This window comes from Paraburkholderia sp. MM5496-R1 (genome assembly GCF_050436205.1).
Classification (GTDB): domain Bacteria; phylum Pseudomonadota; class Gammaproteobacteria; order Burkholderiales; family Burkholderiaceae; genus Paraburkholderia; species Paraburkholderia tuberum.
Map to the genome: position 1 here is coordinate 1,278,303 of NZ_JBNDLT010000002.1, position 20,263 is coordinate 1,298,565.

The 20,263-nt window shown below is 62.9% G+C and carries 21 protein-coding genes; 11 read left to right on the plus strand and 10 right to left on the minus strand.

Annotation, left to right across the window (positions count from 1 at the left end; translation table 11 throughout):
• Positions 1 to 220: 220 nt before the first annotated feature.
• From OKW38_RS12745 to OKW38_RS12760, 4 genes are all read right to left on the minus strand, one after another.
• Positions 221 to 1,057 (minus strand): SDR family NAD(P)-dependent oxidoreductase, encoded by an 837-nt coding sequence (locus OKW38_RS12745; protein ID WP_429361755.1) that lies wholly within the window; start codon positions 1,055 to 1,057, stop codon positions 221 to 223.
• A gap of 5 nt (positions 1,058 to 1,062) precedes the next feature.
• Positions 1,063 to 2,340, minus strand: a complete 1,278-nt coding sequence (locus OKW38_RS12750) for an MFS transporter (protein WP_429361756.1) — start codon at positions 2,338 to 2,340, stop codon at positions 1,063 to 1,065.
• A gap of 75 nt (positions 2,341 to 2,415) precedes the next feature.
• The gene (locus OKW38_RS12755; RefSeq protein ID WP_090803923.1) at positions 2,416 to 3,471 is read right to left on the minus strand and encodes a 3-keto-5-aminohexanoate cleavage protein; all 1,056 of its coding nucleotides are present in this window, start codon (positions 3,469 to 3,471) and stop codon (positions 2,416 to 2,418) included.
• 45 nt (positions 3,472 to 3,516) lie between these two features.
• A complete protein-coding gene (locus OKW38_RS12760; protein ID WP_090803921.1) occupies positions 3,517 to 3,924 on the minus strand; it encodes a carboxymuconolactone decarboxylase family protein in 408 nt (135 codons plus the stop codon).
• Between the two features lie 144 nt (positions 3,925 to 4,068).
• Here OKW38_RS12760 and OKW38_RS12765 point away from each other — a divergent pair, with 144 nt between their 5' ends.
• The 4 genes from OKW38_RS12765 (at position 4,069) to OKW38_RS12780 (ending at position 8,779) form a co-directional block, all read left to right on the plus strand.
• Positions 4,069 to 5,103 carry an AraC family transcriptional regulator gene (locus OKW38_RS12765; protein ID WP_429361757.1) on the plus strand — a complete coding sequence of 345 codons (1,035 nt, stop codon included), beginning with the start codon at positions 4,069 to 4,071 and terminating at the stop codon, positions 5,101 to 5,103.
• A 787-nt stretch (positions 5,104 to 5,890) separates the two neighbouring features.
• Positions 5,891 to 6,712, plus strand: coding sequence for an ATP-binding cassette domain-containing protein (locus OKW38_RS12770; protein ID WP_429361759.1), 822 nt, complete (start codon positions 5,891 to 5,893; stop codon positions 6,710 to 6,712).
• The gene (locus tag OKW38_RS12775; protein WP_429336091.1) at positions 6,705 to 7,745 is read left to right on the plus strand and encodes an ABC transporter permease; all 1,041 of its coding nucleotides are present in this window, start codon (positions 6,705 to 6,707) and stop codon (positions 7,743 to 7,745) included. Before OKW38_RS12770 ends, OKW38_RS12775 begins: the two co-directional genes overlap by 8 nt.
• Before the next feature lie 29 nt (positions 7,746 to 7,774).
• Complete coding sequence (locus tag OKW38_RS12780) at positions 7,775 to 8,779, plus strand: substrate-binding domain-containing protein (protein ID WP_429336090.1); 1,005 nt, start codon at positions 7,775 to 7,777, stop codon at positions 8,777 to 8,779.
• A 50-nt stretch (positions 8,780 to 8,829) separates the two neighbouring features.
• On the opposite strand, the gene OKW38_RS12785 is transcribed toward OKW38_RS12780, so the two are convergent.
• A complete protein-coding gene (locus OKW38_RS12785) occupies positions 8,830 to 10,275 on the minus strand; it encodes a DEAD/DEAH box helicase (RefSeq protein ID WP_429361761.1) in 1,446 nt (481 codons plus the stop codon).
• A 92-nt stretch (positions 10,276 to 10,367) separates the two neighbouring features.
• Here OKW38_RS12785 and OKW38_RS12790 point away from each other — a divergent pair, with 92 nt between their 5' ends.
• The 3 genes from OKW38_RS12790 to OKW38_RS12800 all read left to right on the plus strand — a co-directional run bounded on the left by OKW38_RS12790 (position 10,368) and on the right by OKW38_RS12800 (position 12,992).
• Positions 10,368 to 10,976 carry a TetR/AcrR family transcriptional regulator gene (locus tag OKW38_RS12790; RefSeq protein WP_429361762.1) on the plus strand — a complete coding sequence of 203 codons (609 nt, stop codon included), beginning with the start codon at positions 10,368 to 10,370 and terminating at the stop codon, positions 10,974 to 10,976.
• A gap of 109 nt (positions 10,977 to 11,085) precedes the next feature.
• Positions 11,086 to 11,895: an oxidoreductase gene (locus OKW38_RS12795; protein WP_429361763.1), complete on the plus strand. Its 810-nt coding sequence runs from the start codon at positions 11,086 to 11,088 to the stop codon at positions 11,893 to 11,895.
• A gap of 95 nt (positions 11,896 to 11,990) precedes the next feature.
• Positions 11,991 to 12,992 (plus strand): NADP-dependent oxidoreductase, encoded by a 1,002-nt coding sequence (locus tag OKW38_RS12800; protein WP_429361764.1) that lies wholly within the window; start codon positions 11,991 to 11,993, stop codon positions 12,990 to 12,992.
• Positions 12,993 to 13,077: 85 nt separating this feature from the next.
• Here OKW38_RS12800 and OKW38_RS12805 read toward each other — a convergent pair whose 3' ends face one another.
• Both OKW38_RS12805 and OKW38_RS12810 read right to left on the minus strand, forming a co-directional pair.
• On the minus strand, positions 13,078 to 14,484 hold the full coding sequence (locus OKW38_RS12805) for an MFS transporter (RefSeq protein ID WP_429361765.1): 1,407 nt from the start codon (positions 14,482 to 14,484) through the stop codon (positions 13,078 to 13,080).
• 60 nt (positions 14,485 to 14,544) lie between these two features.
• Positions 14,545 to 15,717: a M20 aminoacylase family protein gene (locus OKW38_RS12810; RefSeq protein WP_090803910.1), complete on the minus strand. Its 1,173-nt coding sequence runs from the start codon at positions 15,715 to 15,717 to the stop codon at positions 14,545 to 14,547.
• Between the two features lie 169 nt (positions 15,718 to 15,886).
• Here OKW38_RS12810 and OKW38_RS12815 point away from each other — a divergent pair, with 169 nt between their 5' ends.
• Positions 15,887 to 16,837: a LysR substrate-binding domain-containing protein gene (locus OKW38_RS12815; RefSeq protein WP_090803908.1), complete on the plus strand. Its 951-nt coding sequence runs from the start codon at positions 15,887 to 15,889 to the stop codon at positions 16,835 to 16,837.
• A 36-nt stretch (positions 16,838 to 16,873) separates the two neighbouring features.
• Here OKW38_RS12815 and OKW38_RS12820 read toward each other — a convergent pair whose 3' ends face one another.
• On the minus strand, positions 16,874 to 17,767 hold the full coding sequence (locus tag OKW38_RS12820; RefSeq protein ID WP_184062124.1) for a LysR family transcriptional regulator ArgP: 894 nt from the start codon (positions 17,765 to 17,767) through the stop codon (positions 16,874 to 16,876).
• A gap of 117 nt (positions 17,768 to 17,884) precedes the next feature.
• On the opposite strand from OKW38_RS12820, the gene OKW38_RS12825 reads away from it, so the two are divergent.
• The 3 genes from OKW38_RS12825 (at position 17,885) to OKW38_RS12835 (ending at position 19,101) form a co-directional block, all read left to right on the plus strand.
• Positions 17,885 to 18,514 (plus strand): LysE/ArgO family amino acid transporter, encoded by a 630-nt coding sequence (locus OKW38_RS12825; protein ID WP_429361767.1) that lies wholly within the window; start codon positions 17,885 to 17,887, stop codon positions 18,512 to 18,514.
• A 203-nt stretch (positions 18,515 to 18,717) separates the two neighbouring features.
• Positions 18,718 to 18,882, plus strand: a complete 165-nt coding sequence (locus OKW38_RS12830) for a hypothetical protein (protein ID WP_184062126.1) — start codon at positions 18,718 to 18,720, stop codon at positions 18,880 to 18,882.
• A gap of 57 nt (positions 18,883 to 18,939) precedes the next feature.
• Positions 18,940 to 19,101 carry a DUF1328 domain-containing protein gene (locus OKW38_RS12835; protein WP_013089029.1) on the plus strand — a complete coding sequence of 54 codons (162 nt, stop codon included), beginning with the start codon at positions 18,940 to 18,942 and terminating at the stop codon, positions 19,099 to 19,101.
• Positions 19,102 to 19,126: 25 nt separating this feature from the next.
• Here the strand turns inward: OKW38_RS12835 and OKW38_RS12840 are convergent, their stop codons facing one another.
• Entirely contained in the window at positions 19,127 to 19,690 is a 564-nt protein-coding gene (locus OKW38_RS12840; protein WP_429361768.1) for a GNAT family N-acetyltransferase, read from the minus strand.
• A complete protein-coding gene (gene rfbC / locus OKW38_RS12845) occupies positions 19,687 to 20,238 on the minus strand; it encodes a dTDP-4-dehydrorhamnose 3,5-epimerase (RefSeq protein ID WP_090803902.1) in 552 nt (183 codons plus the stop codon). The genes OKW38_RS12840 and rfbC overlap by 4 nt, the downstream gene beginning before the upstream one ends.
• Positions 20,239 to 20,263 lie beyond the last annotated feature (25 nt).

The following is a 20,263-nucleotide window of genomic DNA, read 5'->3' on the forward strand; positions in this document are numbered from 1 at the left end:
CCATTCTTTAATGCAAAGTCACGAGCCGACATCGCCCGCGGCAGCATTCGAGCCATTGGGCGCCTGCGGTCTTTTACCGCCGGTCAGTCGTCTTTTGTCAAAGCCGATCTCCAGAAGCGTTCACAATCCTATTCGCAGAACTGATTGTTATGGCAGATGCTGAAGAGGTCGATGCAAGGATTTTCAGGCGTGATCGCTTCAGGTCACGCGGCGCATCCGGTCATATCACCACGCCGCCATTCGGGCTGATCACCTGGCCGACCAGGTAGTGGTCGCCGGCCAGATAGGTCACCGTCGAGGCGTATTCTTCCATCGTGCCCAGGCGTCCGGCCGGCACCACTTGCCAGAACTGGTTGCGCTTTTCCTCACCGGCGGCCTCGAAGTATTCCGTGAATTCGGGAGTGGCCACACCCCCAGGCGCCATCGCGTTGACGAAGATATTGGCGCCCGCGACTTCGGCTGCGACCGACTTCGTGAAGGCAACCACCGCGCCCTTGGTGGCGCTGTAGTGCGGGCTATGGGCGCTCATGGCCGAGATGCCCGCAATCGACGCGATGTTGATGATCCTGCCGTCGCGCTGCGGCTGCATCAGCCTGAGCGCTTCGCGGGTGCAGTAAAAGAGGCCGTGCACGTTGACGTCCCAGTAACGATGCCACTCCTCGTCGCTGATGCTGCTGGTGAAAGCCAGCGATTGCCGCTGCACGGGCGTGGTGAGATAGGCGTAATGCCTGTTGCGGCGCGCCGTATCGATCGGCGTGTTCGGCACGAGCGCGGCGTTGTTGACGAGAATGTGCAACGTCCCGAAGCGCTCGACGATCGCGGCGAACAGGTTGGCGACTTCGCTGCTGGACGAGACGTCGCAGCGCAGCGCCAGACACGGTGCGCCGGCCGCTTCCACGGCAGCGCGCGTTTCTTCGAGGGCCGGCATGTCGATATCGCAGATCGCGACCCGTGCACCGGCGCGGGCCAGATCCACGGCGATGGCACCGCCCATCCCGCGACCGGCACCGGTGACGAGGGCGACACGCCTTTCCAGATTCCGACGTTGGTCTTGCATGTCCATTACCTCACAGGTTGTATGTTGTGCAGCGCGAGCGCACGCTGCCTGCGCGAGGCGCGCGCCGCGAGGGCGAAAAACAGCGCTGAACTGATCGTCAGCACGTCAGTGGCGATCAGGACACCCGTCAGCGGAGCGGTGGCGCCAGCCTTGATGAAATGGTCGGCGGCCATCCCGATGACCACGGTGCCGATGGCAAGGGCGAATACGTTGATCGAGAGCATCGTGAAACCGAAGATCGTCGAGCGCATCTTCTGGGGTGCCATGCTCATGATCGCCGCCGCGCCCGGGCCGTACACCGCCAGCGGCAGGAAGAATCCCGCGCACATGCCGATGTAGAACAGCGGCGAACTGACCGGGACGAAACGGCAGGCCAGCATCAACGGCGCGCAGATCACGACAAGGAGCGCCATGAAGCTGGCGTGTCCGCCGCGCAGTTTGCTCGCCACACGATCGCCCATGACGCCACCCATCACCGCGCCCAGCGTGCCGAACACCAGCTGTAGCGCGCCGATCCTGGTGGCAATGCCAGCCGCGTTCATGCCGCGCTCGTTGACGAGCCACAACTGCGAGAAGGAAAAGCTGGCAAAAACGAGGTGCACCAGTACGAAACCAACGATCACGAAGCCCAGCGCACGGTTGCCACCGACGGTGCGCAACACCGCGAGCGCCTGGGCTACGAACGGCGCGCCGCGTTCCTGCGGTGCGAGCTGGCTACGGTCTTCCTTGAGCAGCGCCAGCGGCAAGGCAACGGCGACGCCGACGATGCCAAGGACATAGAACGTGGTCCGCCAGCCATGCGTGGCGCCAAAGCTGCCGGCGAGCAGGAAACTGCAGCCGACGCCCATGGGTATCCCCATGAAGAACAGCCCCATCGCCGTGCCTCGTCGCTTCTCCGAGAAGAGTTCAGCCAGCAGGGCCACCGCGGCAGGTACCAGCGCCGCCTCGCCGCTAGCGACGAAAAAGCGCGCCACCACCATCTGCTCAAAGCTCTGGGCATGGCCCGAGGCCAGCGTGCAGGCGCTCCAGATCAGCACGCCGGCGGCGATGACCCGGGTGCGGCTGAAGCGGTCCGCAAGGGTGCCCATGAACATCGCCATCACGCCGAAGCTCAGCACCCATACCGCGCCGACGAGAAAGCCGTATTGCGTGTTGCTGAGCGCCAGGTCTTTAATGATCTGCGGCGAGAAACCGAGCAGCATATTGCGGTCGATGTGGGCCAGCAGGTGGATCACCAGTAGCGACGCCAGAACCGCAGAGGGGCTTTTCTTCCAGAACATCATCTGTCTCCATGCCTGAGAGGGTTCAGAGCGAGGCGCAACGCGATACGCTGCCGCGTTGCGCCCCGTTATCCCCGCTCAGGCGACCTTGCGTGCCGGCACGTCGCGCCGGCCGGGCGTGCGATTAGGGACCATGCGCAGGTTGTCCAGCGTCTCGTCGACCGAACCCCACTGGGTGCCGATCTGATAGATGCGGTGGGCATCCTCGCCGCTCGCGATGTCGCGATTGAGCTCGCGCGCAATGCGCACCATCTGCTCGATCTGCTGCACTGAAGTCGCCCGCTCGCCGTTCGGGCCGAACAGCGTGTCTTCGATACCGACCCGTACATGCAGGCCCAGCGCAATCGCCAGCGTATTCATCGGCACCACGTTCCGGTTCAGCGTTTCGAACGTAAGCACCGCGCCCTCCGGGGTGCGGCGGGCAAACTCGATCATGTCGGCGGGGTGCAACCCGGCCGCGCCGCCGCCAATTGCCACGTAATTGATATTCAGCGGACCGCTATACGCACCGTTGCGAATAAGACGCTCGACCGTTTCGAGTTGCGTCAGATTCCCCAGCATGAACTGCGGCTGGATGCCGTTGGCGACGAGACGCCTGATGTGTTCGACGTGCCATGAGGGATTGGACGGCACGATCATGTCGCGATAGGCAGCCTGCAGCGCCGGGTTCATGAGCGAGGTACCCGCGATGTCGGCCTCGGTCATCAACTCCATCACGTTCATCTGGCTGGTGTTGATTGCGACGGTGACCTGATCCGGACGGGGGTTCAACTCCGCGAGCATGTGACGTGTGTCATCGTTTTGCCATTGGGCCGCTTCGCCTTCATTCTCCGGCGCGAATGAGATCGAGCCGCCGACCTGCAGCACCATCTTCGGCACAGCATCGCGCAGACGGGCAAGCATGTCGTTGAACTTCGACAGACGCTTGCTGCCCTTGCCGTCCTCCTCGCGCACGTGCACGTGCAGCACGCTCGCGCCTGCGTTGTAGCAGTCGACGGCCTTCTGCACCTGCTCGTCCATCGTGACCGGGATATCGTCCGAATCGCCGGGGATCCATTGCGGCCCATAGGGCGCCACCTGGATCACGAGTTTTTCCTGGTTTTCAGGCAGCAGGGAGTCGTCCATGAAATGCATGGTCTGTGTTCCTCTTTGAAAATTAATGAAGTGACGGCGCTGACGTCAGGCAACGGCCTGCGCAGCGTCGACGTTTGCCTTCTCGAAGGCGGCCAGTTCTTCCAGCAGGATCGGCGCGCCGAGACTGGAGGAATGAATGCCAAGGACGCTAACCGCCTGTAAGACCGCAGCGATTTCTTCCCTGGTGGCGCCCAGTTCGAGCGCGCGGCGGATGTGACGGCGTGTGCCCGGCGCATACATATGCGTGCAGGACGCGTCGACCGCGATGGCGAGGAACTCGAACACCTTCGGTTCCAGCACACCCGACATCACGGCGTGCATGCCCATCGCCATGAATTTCTCGGCCCAGACAGGATCGAGTTCTGCAATGGCATCCCAGGCGGGATTCCAGTTGCCGGTTGCGCGCAGCTGATCGCAGACCGGGGTCGCGCTGCGGCTCGTCTCATTGCTCATTGTTTCGCCTCCTCTCGAACTTCTCGAATTTCCGTACGCGTTGGTCATTACGCGTCTCTGGAGGCAAGTATCGGACTACTGGCAAATAGCGGTTTGACAAATTGAGGCAAAAAATTTACATTTTGATGCACGAGGGAAAACCATATGTCCTATCTGCTTCGCAGTGCCTCCCTGACCAGTTACGTCGAAGTGGCCCGATCGGTGGGCCTTGATCCTTACCAGCAGTTAAGTGATGCCGGCATTGACCGTTCCGCGTTGCTGAACCCCGACATCATGATTCCGGCCGAGGCAGTGGCGCGGTTGCTGGAAACCTCCGCCCGGGCCGCTGCCGTCGAGGATTTCGCGCTGCGCATGGCCGAGACCCGCCACCTGTCCAACCTTGGCCCTCTCGGTTTTGCGATGCGGGAACAGCCGACACTGCGCCGCGCGCTCGAATCGATGGCGCACTATCTGCGCCTGCAGAACGAGGCGGTGGTGATGCGCGTCGAGGAGACGGCAGGACTCGCCATCATCCGCGAAGACCTCATGGGCGGCATGCCTGGCTCGATGCGCCAGGCAACGGAGTTGATACTGGGCGTCCTGTACCGGACACTGGGCCTGGTGCTGGGCGCCGCCTGGAAGCCGCGCACCATCTGTCTCACGTACAGCGCTCCAGCCAGCCTCGCCATGCATGCGCGTGTATTTGGCGCGCCCGTTGAGTTCAACCAGGATTTCGACGGCATCGTGTGCCTCGCAGCGGATCTCGACGCCGCGATTCCAGCTTACGATCCGGTCATGGCGCAGCAGGTGCGCCAGTATCTGGATTCGATGCTGCTTCGGTCCAACGCAACCATGTCCGACAAGGTCAGGAAACTGGTCATTGCGCTTTTGCCGTCTGGCACCTGCTCGGCCGACCGGATCGCGCAGCATCTGGGCGTGGATCGCACGACCGTGAATCGCCACCTCGCCCGTCAGGGTGACAGCTTTCTGTCGATTGTCGATGCGGTGCGGGTTGAACAGGTGATGCGGTATGTCAGTAGCGGCGACCGGCCGCTGTCTGAAGTGGCTACGCTGGTAGGCTTCTCATCGCTGAGCGCGTTTTCCCGCTGGTTCAACGGCCGCTTCGGCTGCAGCGTTTCGACGTGGCGCCGCAAAAATGCACAACGAAGTGCTGGGGCCCGCGATGCATCGCCTGGCTAACCATCGCGTTGGGCCGCTGATTCTCTACCCTTGCGCCCCAGTGCCAGCGATCGTGACTATCGTTTGCGATTGCGCCCATGCCGCACAGGGCACGGCCAGAAGGATGATCCAGGCAGACTGGATAAGCCTCGCGCGAATGGAGCAATTCATCGCCGACCTCCCGGAGTTGTCCCGCCCAAATGATTTTCACGACAGCATCTGCGTCGTGTCGAGTTCCCCCCTTGCCGACAAGCCTTCGCCATCTACTGACCCAGTTGCCACCGCAGCACGGGGTGCGTTGCTCCGGCGGGCATGGCCCATACCCCGCCAGGTCCGAAGTCGTATGTGGGACCGAAGCTGACGGGCTTGCTCATCTGAAGTTCTGGACGTGACATACCCCCTTTCCGCGTGGGGCGCGGAATGGCTAACGACGACCCGCAGAGCCGGCCTGAAACGCGTTAGTCGTAGCGTCTGAAGAATAGCCGCTGGCGTGGCGGATGCATGCCGATACCTCTGCTTTTTGCGCTTTTTTGACCGGGCGTTTGTGGCCGCTCGTCCTGTGGGACCCTTCTGACGCGCTTCTTCTATCCCTTAGGTTGTGCGTTGTTCAAGTGCCCAAGGCTAATATTTTCCCGATGAAATATAAGCGGTCTCGTAAGCGATTCTTGAACTGGACTCTAAGGCTTGCTAAATTTCAGGGACACTTCCAATGTAAGTTGATGCGGCGATCGATAAGCAAAGGGGAAAGATCTATGGCTGTCGTCGTTCACAACATCGCTGTGGGTCATTCGAGCCGGAGCGTGGCGTGATGCCGAACCAGGCAGCGCCCAGTACGTGCGCCTATCAGCATATCGTGCGCGCCCAAGGTATCAGCCTGTCCTACGGCAAGATACGGGCGCTTTCCGGCATCGATCTGGCCATTGGGCGGAACGAGATCGTCGGCCTGATCGGTGATAACGGCGCGGGTAAGTCGACGCTCATCAAGGTACTGACTGGTGTCGTGCGGCCGAGCACGGGCAAGCTGTTCATCCGGGACGAGGAGGTCGACTGGAACCGCTTTTCGGTGCGCGAGGCGCACCGACTGCGCTTCGAGACGGTCTATCAGGAAAAATCGCTGGGCGAGAAGCAGCCGCTGTGGCGTAATTTTTTTGTCGGCCGGCAGATCACCAACCGGTTCGGCTTCATCAAAGTTGCCGAACAGCGGCGCATTGCCAACGATATTTTGAAGCGCCAGCTCGGTTTCCGCGGCGTGGGGATCGACGCGGATTCGCTGATTGCGAAACTCTCCGGTGGCGAGCGCCAGGGCATCGCGATCGGACGGGCGATGTATTTCGACAGCGATCTGATCATTCTCGATGAACCCACGGTTGCGCTTGCCATTAGCGAGGTACGTAAGGTTCTCGACTTCGTACGGTCGATCAAGGAGTCCGGCCGCGCCTGCATCTACATCGAACATAACCTCGCCCATGTGCACGAGCTCGCCGATCGGCTCGTCGTGCTCGATCGTGGCCGGATCGTCGCGGATATGAAGTCGGGTGAGATGAGCCTCGAGGAACTCACCCGGTTCTTGATTTCGCTACAGCAGAGCGGGCACGGGCCGGCGCTGGCTGCGGGGCAAGGACGTGAGTGATCCGATAAAAGACGAACAGCCGGCGCGGCTGGTGCGTTTTCGCCTGCCGGATTTTGCACGCATCGAGGGAGTGCCGAGCCTGGTCGTGTTCGCGTTGGTGGTCGGCCTGTTCATGGCAACCGCACCGCGCGTCTTTTTAGGCTGGCCAATCTACTTCTCCTTCCTGACCACCGTGCCACCGCTGGCGGTGTTGGCGATCGGGCTCACTCTGGTGGTTGCGGCGGGGGAAATTGATCTGTCCTTCCCCTCCGTGATGGCATTCTCGGGCTTCCTGTTCGCCTGGTGCGTGAACACCACCGGATCAGCCTGGCTAGCCGTGATCGCGGCATTGGCGGGCGGCGCGCTGGTCGGCGTGGTGAACGGGGTGCTGGTCGCGGTGGTCGGTGTGCCTTCGATCATCGTGACAATCGGCACGCAGTTCCTCTGGGCTGGGGTTGCTTCGATCCTGTCCGGCGGGCTCTCCAATGCGCTACAGGAGCTCGCCAACGGTTCAGCCTATGCAGTATTCGCGGGCACGTTGTTCGGTGTGGTCCCGATGCAAGCGCTCTGGGCGCTCGGGCTTGCAGCGTTCATGTGGTTCATCCTCAATCGTCACCGTTTTGGCGAGCACCTGCTGTTCATCGGAGACAACCGAAACGTGGCGAAGGTCGTGGGCATCAATGTCGTGCGTGAGACAGTGAAATTGTTCACGCTGATGGGTGTGCTGGCCGGTTTCGCCACGGTGCTGCTCACGCTCGAGAATCTGAACTATTTTTCAACCCAGGGGCAGGGCTATCTGCTGCCGGCGCTGGCCGGCGTGTTCATCGGCGGAACCTCGGTGTTTGGTGGCACGGCGACGATCGTGGGTACCTTCTTCGGCACTTTCGTGATTGGCATGCTGGAGGCCGGAATCGTTGCGACAGGTATCGCCGGCTTCTGGGTACAGGCGATCGAAGGGGTGGTGTTCATCGTCGCTGTGACGCTGCATCTGTTGGTAGAGAATCCCGCCAAGCTGCGCGTGTTGCGCGAAAGATTCAGGCTTGGGGGGCGATAAAGCCGTTAAATCAGGAGAAAGGAGCAGAAATGATCAAGATCATGACGGGATCCCTCCTGGGGGCGAGTATTCTCGCGTTTGGCCTCGCGCAGACGGCCGGTGCCACCGAGCCGACCACGACGGGGCCGCTCGGGGCCGGTATGACAATGTATATGCAGATGGGCGGAAACCCTGGCGACGGCGCGACGCTGCCACGTCAGACCGGGGCTGCGGACGCGGCGCATGCCTTAGGCATCAAGGTGATCGAGCAGTTCTCGGCCTGGAGCCCAGAGACAATGCTTGCGCAGTTTCGCCAGGCGATGGCGGCGCATCCGACGTGCATCGGCATCATGGGCCATCCGGGCGATCCAGCCTTCGCGCCACTGATCAAGCAGGCGGTAGACCAGGGCATCATCGTTACCGTCGGCAACACGCCGCTACCCGAGAACCAGAAACTTTACGACGCGAAGGGCTTCGGCTACGCCGGCGTCGAACTCTACGTCGGCGGGCAGATCACCGCGCAGGCGATGCTCAACGCTGGGATCAAGAAGGGCGACGAGGCGCTGGAATACGGTGTGTTCAACGAGAGTGTGCGCAGTCAGTCTGACCGTGGTCTTGCCGAAACGCTGGAGAAGGCCGGCGTAAAGGTGACCAGGCTCAATATCTCACCTCAGGTGGATTCCGATTCATCGCTCGCCGTGCCGATCCTGGTCGCCTTTATCCAGGCGCACCCTAATCTGAGGGCGATTGGGACTCAGCACGGCGGTGTAACCGGGTTCATTCCGCAGGCGCTCCAGCAGGCTGGCAAGAAGCCGGGGCAAATCATCATTGGTGGCATCGATCTGGCACCGGCCACGATTTCGGGGCTGCAGAGCAAATACATTACCGCGACGCTCGACCAGCAACTCTATCTGCAAGGCTTCCTGCCGGTCACGCAATGCGTGCTCTCGGCTGCTTATCATTTCGCGGGACTGACCATCAACACCGGCGCAGGTGTCCAAACACCTGCGACGATCGACTCGCTCATTCCGTTGATCAAACGCGGAATCCGCTAAGGTCGGATGATGTGAGATGGAATGGCGCGTGCGTTGCCGTCACACACGGATCAGGGTTGGCGTTTGCCGCGACCACCAGCGGGTTTGCCAGCCGGCTTACGTGAACCCGCAACTGGCTTGCTGGCCGGTTTGCTGCGTGGCTTTTGCACGCTGAATGGGCTACCGCTGGACAAGCTTGCGCCTTTACCCGCGGCCACAGCGCGTTGCGCCGCGGGCTTGCGTTTGTTTTCGCCACTTTGCGGGCGCGGTTTTTTGCTGAGCACCTGCATGGCGCCCGGCGCAGCTTGCGGCACTTTGGGCTTCTTAGGCTTTTTGGGTTTCTTGATGATCTGGCCCGTGGCGCTAGTTTGCGGCACGCGGTGTTCGGCTTCAAAACCCGGCTCTTCTTCACGGCGCAGCGTTTGCCGGATCAGCGCTTCAATCGCGGCCAGTTGCGGGGCTTCATCGGCGCACACAAGGGACACCGCCACGCCGCTGGCGCCCGCTCGGCCGGTACGGCCAATACGGTGCACATAGTCTTGCGCCACGATCGGCAGATCAACGTTGATCACCAGCGGCAGATCGTCGATATCCAGCCCGCGCGCAGCCACATCGGTAGCGACCAGCATATGTACTTCGCCCGTCTTGAAGCGCTCCAGCGCACGCAGGCGCGCGGGTTGCGGTTTGTCGCCGTGGATGGTGTCGACCGCATAGCCCGCTTCATCCAGCATGGCCGCCAGGTAATCCACGCCATTGCGGGTTTTGACGAACACCAGCGCGTGCTTCCAGTCGTTCTCAGCCACAAGGTGCATGAAGAGGTCGGGCTTGTTCTTTTTATCCACCGGCACCACCCACTGCTTGATCTTACTGGCCGTGGCATTGGGCGGGCTGACGCTGATATTGACCGGGCCGCGCAGAATGCCCGCCGCCATGGCGCGGATCTCATCGGTAAACGTGGCAGAGAACAGCAGGGTCTGGCGCTGAGCGGGCAAGGCAGCGAAGACGGCGTTGAGTTCGCGCGCAAAGCCCAGATCCAGCATGCGGTCGGCTTCATCCAGCACCAGCGTTTGTACCTGATCAAACTGCACCGCGTTCTGGCGATTGAGATCTAGCAAACGGCCCGGCGTGGCGACGAGCACGTCCACGCCTTTGCGCAACTTCATCATCTGCGGGTTGATACTCACACCGCCGTAGGCGGCCAGAAATCGTAAGTCGAGGCCGTTGCCGTAAGCGATAAAGCTTTGCAGCACTTGTTCGGCCAGTTCACGCGTGGGCACCAGCACCAGAACACGCGCGCGGTTGCTGGACACCGCAGGGCCGTGTTGCACCAGCCGTTGCAACAGCGGCAGCGCAAAACCCGCCGTTTTGCCAGTGCCGGTCTGTGCCGCAGCCATGACGTCCTTGCCACTGAGCACGGCAGGAATCGCCTTGGCCTGCACCGGCGTAGGTGTCTGGTAATTGAGGTCCTGCACATTGCGCAGCAAGGGATCGATCAGGCCAAGCGAGGCAAAAGACATTGGCGTATTCCGGGCTAAAGCCGCAATTCTAGCGGTTACCGCCTGAACCGTCGGTCTCTGGATGGCCCCTGCAAATCCCGCCGGAATGATATATGATGGTCATCATGAAAAATCCATCAATCACCCGAAAGCCAGCCAGCCGCAAGGAAATCACGCATGAGCGCATCGTCGAGGTCGCCGCACGCGCGATTCGGCGCAGCGGCTACGACGGCACGGGCGTGGCTGACATCATGAAGGAGGCAGGTCTGACGCATGGCGGCTTCTATGCCCATTTCCCGTCGCGCGAGGTGCTGCTTGCCGAAGCCGCTGACCGCGCCGGAGCTGAATCCGTGGCGCTGTCGGAGCGTATCGCCGCGTCCGTGCCGCCGGAACAGGCGTTGCCGGCGATGATGCGCGCCTATCTGTCGAAGCAGCATTGCGAGAGCATCGAGACAGGTTGCCCGATCTCTGCCCTCGGCTCGGAGATGCCGCGCCAGGCGCCGGCCGTACGGCGCGCGGCCACCCGCCGCATCAAGGAGATGATCGATGTCGTCGCGCGCCAATTGCCCGATTGGGGTCAGCCAGGCGCGCACGAACAGGCGCTTTTGATGGTCGCCACAATGGTTGGCACGATGGTGATGGCGCGTGCCGTCGACGACCCCAAACTATCGGAGAGTTTTCTTGAAGCGGCATTGAAAAAACTCGCACCGACTGAAGCGTAAAAACGCCGGCCCTGTGCCGGTTTTCGTTGGACCGAAAATATGACCATCATCATATTTGAGTGAAACGAATGCTCAACCAACCACGCAAAGACATCTTGGGAAGAACATCATGCAAACCAAAATAGCGCTCGTGACGGGCGCCTCGTCAGGAATCGGCGAAGCCACGGCAAAGCGGCTTGCGAAGGCCGGATACAAGGTCTACGGCACCAGTCGGCGCGGCCAACGAGCCGGCCAACAGTCGTTCGACATGCTGCCGCTCGATGTGACCAGCGATGCATCCGTTGCAGCCGCCGTCAGCGAAGTGCTGCGCCTGCAGGGCCGCATCGACCTGCTGGTGAACAATGCCGGTTTCGGCGTCGCCCCTGCCGCCGCGGAAGAGAGTTCGATCGACCAGGCACGCACGATCTTCGATACGAACTTCTTCGGGATCATCCGCATGACGCGTGCTGTCGTGCCTCATATGCGGCGACAACGCAGCGGCCGCATCATCAACATCGGTTCCGTGCTCGGTTTTCTGCCAATGCCCTATATGGCGCTGTATTCCGCCACCAAGCACGCGGTGGAAGGTTATTCGGAGTCGCTCGACCATGAGTTGCGTACGCTGGGCATCCGCGTATCGGTCATTGAACCTGCCTACATCAAGACGCCTTTCGACGCGAACTTCATCGCGCCCGACGCCCCTCTCGACGAATACCGCGAGGTGCGCTCGGCCGTGGACAAGCGAGTGAAGGAAGTGGTCGAGGGCGCCGACGGTCCCGAGGTCGTGGCCGAAACCGTACTGCAGGCCGCCGTCGCGGCTCGTCCGAAACTCCGCTATACCGCTGGCGGACTCGCCGCCCGTCTGCGATTGCTGCGCAGATTCGCGCCCGCTGGACTGGTGGACGCCGGTATCCGCAAAGATCTGCGGCTGGCAACGTAGACGACGTGACTGTCTCCTCCCTGTTCAAAGGCTCTGCATCCGTGCTATTGCCAGCGAAACAACCAGACTTAGCGAGCCACTGACAAGGAACCATGATGCAAGCATTCGTCGTCGATCGATATGGACGCAAGAATGGCTTACGATCCAGCGATATGCCGGTTCCAGAGCCGCGCGAGGACGACGTATTGATCCAGATCCACGCCGCGGGCGTGAACCCGCTCGATGCCAAAATCAGAGACGGAGAGTTCAAGCTCATTTTGCCCTATCGTTTGCCGCTGATTTTGGGCAACGATCTGGCAGGGGTTGTCGTGCGCATCGGCTCGCGCGTGCGGCGATTCAAGCCCGGCGACGAAGTCTACGCGCGCCCGCACAAGGATCGCATCGGCACTTTCGCGGAATTCATCGCGGTCAAAGAGGATGGCGTGGCCCTCAAGCCGACAGCACTCACGATGGAGGAAGCGGCTTCAATCCCGCTGGTGGGATTGACCGCCTGGCAGGCGCTGATCGAAAAAGGGCAATTGAAGAAAGGGCAGAAAGTGCTGATACATGCCGGCTCGGGCGGTGTCGGCAGCTTCGCCATTCAACTGGCGAAGCATGTGGGCGCGACCGTCGCGACAACAGCGAGCGCGCGGAATATCGAACTGGTGAAGCAACTCGGCGCGGATATCGTCATCGATTACAGGAATGACGACTTTGCGGCCATCCTGAAGGACTACGACCTGGTACTGGATACGCAAGGCGGCAATGCGCTCGAGAAGTCGCTGCGTGTGCTCAAGCCGGGTGGCAAGCTCATCGGGATCGCCGGTCCGCCTGATGCCGAATTTGCGAAAGAGATCGGTGCGTCGTGGTTCCTGAAAACGGTGATGCGCTTTCTGAGTTATCGCATCAGGAAGGCCGCGAAACGTCATGACGTCAGCTATACATTTCTCTTTATGCGGGCCAGCGGAGAACAGCTCAGCCGGATTGCCGCACTGATCGACGCGCGAGCGATACGACCCGTCATCGATCGGGGCTTTCCGTTCGAGTCGACCCAGGAGGCTTTGGCTTATGTCGAAACCGGACGCACAAAGGGTAAGGTTGTCATCAAGATCCGATAGTCAGCGTGAAGCAGGGCAAATGGCAAAAGAGGCGCGATCGAAAAGATCGCGCCTCTTTTTTCAGCGGACCCCGATCGCCATCACGTCAATCGATCGCCCTACCCGCGGTCTCTCGCATGAACGGCAACGGCAGCAACGACACGACGCTGCAACCGATCAGATACCACGCCGGCGCGAGATTGCTGCCCGAAATCTGGATCAGCCAGGTCGCGAAAAACTGCGCGAAGCCGCCGAAGACCGACACGCCGAGGCAGTACACGATCGACATGCCGGTCGCGCGGATCGCGCGCGGAAACAGCTCGGGCAGCATCACGATATTGGGCACCGCGGTGAACGTGACGAGCAGCGCGAGGCCCGCGACCACCGCAAGCAGCACCGGCACCGTCGGCGACGCGTTGATCGTCATGAAGGCCGGGTAGACGGCGAGAATCAGCAGCATGCGCGATACCCACAGCACGCGCTTGCGGCCGACCCGATCCGACAGCGCGCCCGCGAACGGCGAGCAGATCACCGTGACCACCGCGCCGGTCCACGCGGCCCACAGCGCGGTCGTCATCGGCAGATGCAGGATGCGGATCGCGTACGTCGACAGGTAGAACAGCACGATGTAGTTCGCCGCGGTGCCGCCGATCGTCGTCAGCACGCCGGTCGTGATCGAGCGCGCGTGGTCGCGGAACAGGTCGCGCACAGGTAGCGACGGAACTTGCGCAGCGGGCTTCGCAGCGGTATCCGAAGCAGCCTGCGCAACAGCGCCGCCAGACGCTGCCGTGCCATCTTCAACACCCGGCAGCGTCTCGTCGAGATGCCGCCGGATATAGATGCCGACCGGCCCCATCGCCATGCCGATCACGAACGGCACGCGCCAGCCCCAGCTTTCGAGCGCGGCCGGCGACAGCGTCGCGGCCAGGGCAACGCCGAGCAGCGAGCCCGCCACCGTGTTCATCCCCTGGCTCACGAACTGCCAGCTCCCGTAGAAGCCGCGCGTGCGATCGCTGCCGTATTCGAGCAGCAGCGCCGTCGATGCGCCCACCTCGCCGCCCAGCGCGAAACCCTGGATCAGCCGCGCGAGAATCACGAGCAGCGGCGCCGCGACGCCGATCGCCGCATAGGTCGGCGCGAACGCGATGATCGCGGAACCGAGCGTCATCAGCCACAGCGTCAGGCTCATCGCGGCCTTGCGTCCGGCGCGGTCCGCGTAGCCCCCCAGCACGATGCCGCCCACCGGCCGCATGATGAAGCCGACGCCGAACGTGCCGACCGCGAGCATCAGCTGCACGAGCTGACCTTCGACCGGGAAATACAGCTTGCCGATGATCGTCGCGAAGAAGCTGTAAATCGTGAAGTCGAAAAACTCGAGGCCGTTGCCGAGCGTGATCGCGGCGATCGCCTTCGCGTGGCCGACGCGCTTTTTAGGTTCATCGGCGAGGCGCTGCGCATCGAGCGCATCGAGCCCATTGGCGCTCGCGGACCGCGGTGTGGCTGAATAGTCCATCTGTGTCTCCGTCATTATCTTGTGGCTGCTACGGCAAGGCGCTCGCGCGCCGCCGCCGCGTCAAACGAGGAACGTCTGCGCGAGCTTGACCCAGTAGGCCGCGCCGGTCGCGAGGCAAGCGTCGTTGAAGTCGTAGCCGGGGTTGTGGACCATGCAGCCGCCCTCGCCGTCGCCATTGCCGATGATCAGATAGCTGCCCGCGCAGCGTTCGAGCAGGAACGCGAAGTCCTCGCTGCCGGTCAGCGGTTGCATGTCGTGAATCAGCCCGTCGACGCCCAGCCAGTCGAGCGCGACCTGGCGCGCGAGCGCGGTCATGGCCGCATCGTTGACGAGCACCGGGTAGCGACGCTGATAGTCGACCTCGGCACGCGCGCCGAACACGGCCGCCTGCCCGGTCGCGACCTCGGTGATGCGCTGCTGCAGATGGTCACGCACCTCGGGCCGCAGCGCGCGCACCGACAGGCGCATCTCGGCGGTTTCGGGGATCACGTTCGGCGCTTCGCCCGCGTGAATCGCGCCGACCGTGATGATCGCCATATCGAGCGGCGCGATGTTGCGCGACACGATCGACTGCAGCGCGAGCACGATCTGCGCGCACACGACGACCGGATCGACCGCCTTGTGCGGCACCGCGCCATGGCCGCCGCGGCCGATCACCTTGATGATCACCGTATCCGACGACGCCATGAACGACCCCGGCATGAAGCCCAGCTTGGCCGTAGGAAAACCCGGCATGTTGTGCATCGCGAACACGGCGTCGCAGGGAAACTGTTCGAACAGGCCGTCGTCGAGCATTTTCTTCGCGCCGGCGAGCCCTTCCTCGGCCGGCTGGAAGATCAGATTCAGCGTGCCGTCGAAGCTTTTTTCGCGCGCCAGATGCCAGGCGGCGGCGAGCAGCATCGCCGTATGGCCGTCGTGACCGCATGCGTGCATCTTGCCGGGCAGCTTGCTCGCGTACGGCAGGCCAGTGGTTTCTTGGATCGGCAGCGCGTCCATGTCAGCGCGCAGGCCGAGCCGGCGGGTGCCGTGGCCGAGCTTCAGTTGCCCGACCACGCCGGTCTGCCCCAAGCCGCGATGGACGCTGTAGCCCCACTCCCGCAGGCGGTCGGCGACCAGATCGCCGGTTGCGAACTCCTCGTAGGCGAGCTCCGGATGCGCGTGGATGCTGCGTCGCAGCGCGATCATTTCCTGTTCGACTTCGGCGATGCCCGCCGGAATGACCATCGTGTTCATGCCGTCTCCTGTCGATCGGACCTGGCGCTTCAGCGCTTAGTCCGATCCCATGCAACTGGGTGCGCCCCTGTCAGCGTGAACCCAGCATAGCGGCGCCGATATTCGGGCGGCAGGCGTAGAATCGTTGCGGTGCCAACCCTTGGTTGCCCCCGTCTCGCCTCTCATTCGAATGAAACTGCATCAGCTCAATACCTTGGCGGCGATCGCCGATACCGGAAGTATCCGGGCGGCCGCCCGCTCGCTGGGGCTTTCCCCGGCCGCCGTGACCAAGGCGATGCGCGAGCTCGAAGCCGATCTGCACGCGCCGCTCGTCGTGCGCAGCGCGAGCGGTGTCGCGTTCACCGAGTTCGGGCGCGCGCTCGTCGTGCATGCGCGGCTCGTGCTCGGCCAGTTGCAGCGCGCGCAAGCCGAGATCGAGGCGTTGCGCGGAGCTGCCGCCGGCAAGCTGTCGATCGGCGTCACGCCGTGGGTCGCGCTGACTTTTCTGCCGCCCGCCGTGCGGCGCTTTCGCGAGCGGATGCCGGAGGTGCAACTGGAATTTTTCGAAGGCCTGCTCGCGGTCGTGCAGCCGCGTCTGCGCGACGGCAGCCTCGATTTTTCGATCGGCCGGCCGCCGCCCGCGTCGCCGCAGTCGGAGTTTCAGAACGCGCCGCTCTTTTCGACGCACGCGGCGGTGGTCGCGCGGCGCGACCATCCGAAGGCCGGTTGCCGCACGTTGCTCGACCTTCAAGACGCGGAATGGATACTGAACTGGGACCCGGCGAGCCGCGAGTCGATGTCGAACAATCTGTTCGTCAAGCGCGGCATGCCGGTGCCGCACACGATCGTGCTCGCGCATTCGCTCGCGATCGTGCTCGGCTTGCTCGCGCACACGGATATGGTCAGCGTCTTTCCGTGGCCGCTCGTCGAGGTGATACGCGCGAAGGAAAACCTGTGGGCGCTGCCGCTGCGTGAAACGCTGGACGAAACCATCGTCAGCATCACGTCGCGGCGTGGCGCGCCCACGAGCCCGGCGGCCGCCTGCTTTCTCGACTGCCTGCGCGAGACGATCGACGAAGGCGCGCGCTCGCAGGACGCGCCACAGCGCCGCCTGTTTCATTCGATCGAGCTGTTGCTGTAACGGCTGGCGCGGTTTTTCATGCGGCCCGCCGCGTGGTCAATCGAGAAACTCTACCGCCCGCTTTCTGAGCATCGCGCTGAAATCGTCGAGCCAGCCGATCGACAGACGCCAGCTCTGCCAGTACAGATCGACGTCGATATGCTTGCCCGGCGCGATCTCGACCAGTTCGCCGCGCTGCAAATGCCCGGCGATCATCCGCTCGGGGCACATACCCCAGCCGAGGCTCATCACGCACGCGCGCAAAAAACCGGCGACGTGCGGAATCCAGTGCAGCGGCGGATCGAGCTCCGCGCGCGTAATGCGCCGCATGAAGCGCTTTTGCAGCTGATCCTTTGGATTGAAGTCGACGCACGGCGTGCGCCGCAGGCTGTCGCGCGTGACGCCGTCGGCGAAATAGCGCGCGAAAAACGCCGGCGAGCACACCGCCAGGTATCGCATGCGGCCGAGGCGCGTCGAGCGACAGCCCTGCACCGGTTCGGCCTGCGTCGTGATCGCGCCCTGCACGCTGCCGTCGCGAATGCGCTGCGCGGTGTAGTCCTGGTCGTCGATCACGAGGTCGAGCAGCATTTCGCGTTCGACGCAGAACGGCGCGACCGCGTCGATGAACCAGGTGCCGACGCTGTCGTCGTTGACCGCGACGCGCAGTGCCGGCCACTGCTCGACGAGCGCGCCGGGCAGTGCCGGCAGGCGGCCTTTCAGCTCGGCTTCGAGCAGTTGCACGCGTTCGGTATGGCGGCATAGCAGCGCGCCCGAGGTGGTCGCGACGCACGGCTGCCCACGCTTCACGAGCACGCTGCCGACGCGCTCCTCGAGCAGCTTGACCCGCTGCGACACCGCGGACGGCGTGATATTGAGCTCGCTCGCGGCACGGTCGAACGAGCCGTGACGGACCACGGCGGCCAGCGCGTCGAGCAAGGCGTAGTCGAGCATTAGCGTTCCTTAATCGGCATTAAGCAAATTAGCTTCTCTTATGAGATGCCAACCCGCAGACTAGCGCTGTTGGATTTTCCCGTCTATCCCCGCTGCTTTCCTTTTTCCGGACCATTTATGAACTGGTTGTCTTTTTCCCATGGCGCGGCGCTGTGCGCGTCGCTGATCGTTACGATCGGCGCGCAGAACGCGTTCGTGCTGCGGCAGGGCATCATGCGCTCGCATGTCGGCAAGATCGTGCTGTTGTGTACGTTGTCCGATTTCATTCTGATCGGCGCGGGCGTCGGCGGCGCCGCGATGCTGATGGAGCGTTTCCCGCGCCTCGTGCACGCGATGCTCTATGTTGGGCTCGCGTATCTCGCCTGGTTCGGCATCGGCGCGCTGCGCCGCGCGGTGCGGCCCGGACACGCGGTGCTCGATGGCTCGGCCGGCGCGTCCCGCGATCAGGCGCCGCCTGCGCAACGCGCGCTGCCGATCATCCTGATGACGCTTGCGTTCACGTGGCTCAATCCGCACGTCTATCTGGACACGTTTCTGTTGATCGGCACGGCCGGCGCGCGTGAACCGGAAGGCGCACGGGTCGCCTTCGCGCTCGGCGCGATGACGGTCAGCGCTGTGTGGTTCGTCGCGCTCGGCTATGGCGCTCGCATGCTCGCGCCGCTGTTTCGCCGCGCAACCGCGTGGCGCGTGCTGGATGGCGCGATCGGCAGCATGGTGTTGCTGCTCGCGTTCACGCAATTGCGTTGAGCGTTCGACGCGGGCCTGATTTCAGCGCCGATTCTTGCGGCTCGCCTCGCGCGGCGGGCGCATCGGCTTCGTCGCGCGGCACGAGGTTCATCAGCCGCGCGAGCACCGGCCACTTCAGCAGCGACTGCTGGCAAGCCTCCTTCGCCTGGGCATCGGAATAGCGCCCCGTCTCGACCTCCGGCAGACGCGGCGCGAGGCCGCCGATGTCGTCGACGGGCCAGCCGCCGCGCGCGGCGGACCGCTGCGCTTGGCGGGCGGCGCTCGTCGGCTATCTGATCGTGAATCGCTGGAACGTCGGCGGCAATCAAGCGATGGCACATCTATTGCTGAAATCCGCTCGCCGGCATCTCACCCGTGAAGCCGCGTGACGTACGCAACGGGGCGCCGTTCAAACGTCATTTCAACAATCCACCGGTGGAGGCACCATGCTTCGATACGCTGTGATTTTCTTCATCATCGCCATCATCGCCGCAGTGTTCGGCTTTGGAGGCATTGCCGCGGGCGCAACCGAAATCGCCAAGGTGTTGTTCTTCATCTTCCTGGTGATCTTCCTCGTTACCCTGCTGATGGGCGTGATCCGACGCTGACGGCTGCATACAGCGTTCGGTGAATTCACGCCTCGCCCGATGCGAACTGGCCACGCTGCGTGGGTACCGCGTTGAGGATTGCGCGGCCGCTTCCGCCGTTGCAATACTTGCCGCAGCATATTGCAATAGTTGCCGAAGCATCGGGCGCTTCAATTCTGCTCAGGCCGCATACGTCTGCGGCGTCATGGAACGCGATCTGCTGCGTGGCCGGTCGCGGCGTATCGAGTGCGAGTTGCGCATAGCCACGCATCGCGGCCCAACGTTCGGCGAACGCGATCAGTAACGTGCCGATGCCGCGCCTCTGCCATGCGGGATCGACCGCGAACTGACGCAGGCTCGCGACATCGCCGTGCCGGTATAGCTCGCACGATGCTTCGCCATCCGAAGCATAAAGCGTCATCGTGCCGACGATGTGTCCTTCATACACCGCGACATGACACGTGCAATTGAGCCCCTGCGCGCCGAGCGGCGCAAACGCGCGACACCCATAGCGGACCGGAACGGATTGCGGATGGCTTGCGCGACGCTTCGCGTTGAGCACCTCGTACTGACTGGATGCCCGACGTGTAGGGTTGGCCCTGTCGTTCACGAGATGTTTTCAGCCTCGTACAGACGACGGCCCGCCGCATCCTTGCTGCCGAGGATGGGCTGAAAGTCGATCGGCCACTGGATGCCGATGTCGGGATCGGACCACAGCAGGCAGCGCTCGAGTTCGGGGAACCAGTACTCGGTGGTCTTCCACATGCATTCGGCGACATCGGACAGCACGACGAAGCCGTGCGCGAAACCGGGCGGCACCCAGATCTGCCGATGGTTGGCTTCGCTCAGATACTCGCCGCTCCATTTGCCGAAGTTCGGTGAGTTCAGGCGCACGTCGACCGAGACGTCGAAGATCTCGCCGCGCACGACGCGCAGCAGCCGCCCCTGGGGACGCTGCACCTGGTAGTGCAAGCCGCGCAGCACGCCATGCACGGCGCGCAGATGGCGGTCCTGCACGAAGTTGAAACCTTGCGCGACGTCGTCCGAAAACTCGTCCGCGCTGAAACTCTCGAAGCAGAAGCCGAACTCGTCGATGAACACTTCCGGCTCGATGAGTTTCACCTCCGGCAATGCCGTCGCCATGACCCTGTTGCCCATCGCCACTGTGCTCGTAAAAAGGCTG

Excerpts from the sequence above, each read along its gene's own strand:
- OKW38_RS12745 (WP_429361755.1), bottom strand. The coding sequence starts at position 1,057 with ATGCAAGACCAACGTCGGAATCTGGAAAGGCGTGTCGCCCTCGTCACC.
- OKW38_RS12750 (WP_429361756.1), bottom strand. The coding sequence starts at position 2,340 with ATGATGTTCTGGAAGAAAAGCCCCTCTGCGGTTCTGGCGTCGCTACTG.
- OKW38_RS12755 (WP_090803923.1), bottom strand. The coding sequence starts at position 3,471 with ATGCATTTCATGGACGACTCCCTGCTGCCTGAAAACCAGGAAAAACTC.
- OKW38_RS12760 (WP_090803921.1), bottom strand. The coding sequence starts at position 3,924 with ATGAGCAATGAGACGAGCCGCAGCGCGACCCCGGTCTGCGATCAGCTG.
- OKW38_RS12765 (WP_429361757.1), top strand. The coding sequence starts at position 4,069 with ATGTCCTATCTGCTTCGCAGTGCCTCCCTGACCAGTTACGTCGAAGTG.
- OKW38_RS12770 (WP_429361759.1), top strand. The coding sequence starts at position 5,891 with ATGCCGAACCAGGCAGCGCCCAGTACGTGCGCCTATCAGCATATCGTG.
- OKW38_RS12780 (WP_429336090.1), top strand. The coding sequence starts at position 7,775 with ATGATCAAGATCATGACGGGATCCCTCCTGGGGGCGAGTATTCTCGCG.
- OKW38_RS12785 (WP_429361761.1), bottom strand. The coding sequence starts at position 10,275 with ATGTCTTTTGCCTCGCTTGGCCTGATCGATCCCTTGCTGCGCAATGTG.
- OKW38_RS12790 (WP_429361762.1), top strand. The coding sequence starts at position 10,368 with ATGATGGTCATCATGAAAAATCCATCAATCACCCGAAAGCCAGCCAGC.
- OKW38_RS12795 (WP_429361763.1), top strand. The coding sequence starts at position 11,086 with ATGCAAACCAAAATAGCGCTCGTGACGGGCGCCTCGTCAGGAATCGGC.
- OKW38_RS12800 (WP_429361764.1), top strand. The coding sequence starts at position 11,991 with ATGCAAGCATTCGTCGTCGATCGATATGGACGCAAGAATGGCTTACGA.
- OKW38_RS12805 (WP_429361765.1), bottom strand. The coding sequence starts at position 14,484 with ATGGACTATTCAGCCACACCGCGGTCCGCGAGCGCCAATGGGCTCGAT.
- OKW38_RS12810 (WP_090803910.1), bottom strand. The coding sequence starts at position 15,717 with ATGAACACGATGGTCATTCCGGCGGGCATCGCCGAAGTCGAACAGGAA.
- OKW38_RS12815 (WP_090803908.1), top strand. The coding sequence starts at position 15,887 with ATGAAACTGCATCAGCTCAATACCTTGGCGGCGATCGCCGATACCGGA.
- OKW38_RS12820 (WP_184062124.1), bottom strand. The coding sequence starts at position 17,767 with ATGCTCGACTACGCCTTGCTCGACGCGCTGGCCGCCGTGGTCCGTCAC.
- OKW38_RS12825 (WP_429361767.1), top strand. The coding sequence starts at position 17,885 with ATGAACTGGTTGTCTTTTTCCCATGGCGCGGCGCTGTGCGCGTCGCTG.
- OKW38_RS12830 (WP_184062126.1), top strand. The coding sequence starts at position 18,718 with ATGTCGTCGACGGGCCAGCCGCCGCGCGCGGCGGACCGCTGCGCTTGG.
- OKW38_RS12835 (WP_013089029.1), top strand. The coding sequence starts at position 18,940 with ATGCTTCGATACGCTGTGATTTTCTTCATCATCGCCATCATCGCCGCA.
- rfbC (WP_090803902.1), bottom strand. The coding sequence starts at position 20,238 with ATGGGCAACAGGGTCATGGCGACGGCATTGCCGGAGGTGAAACTCATC.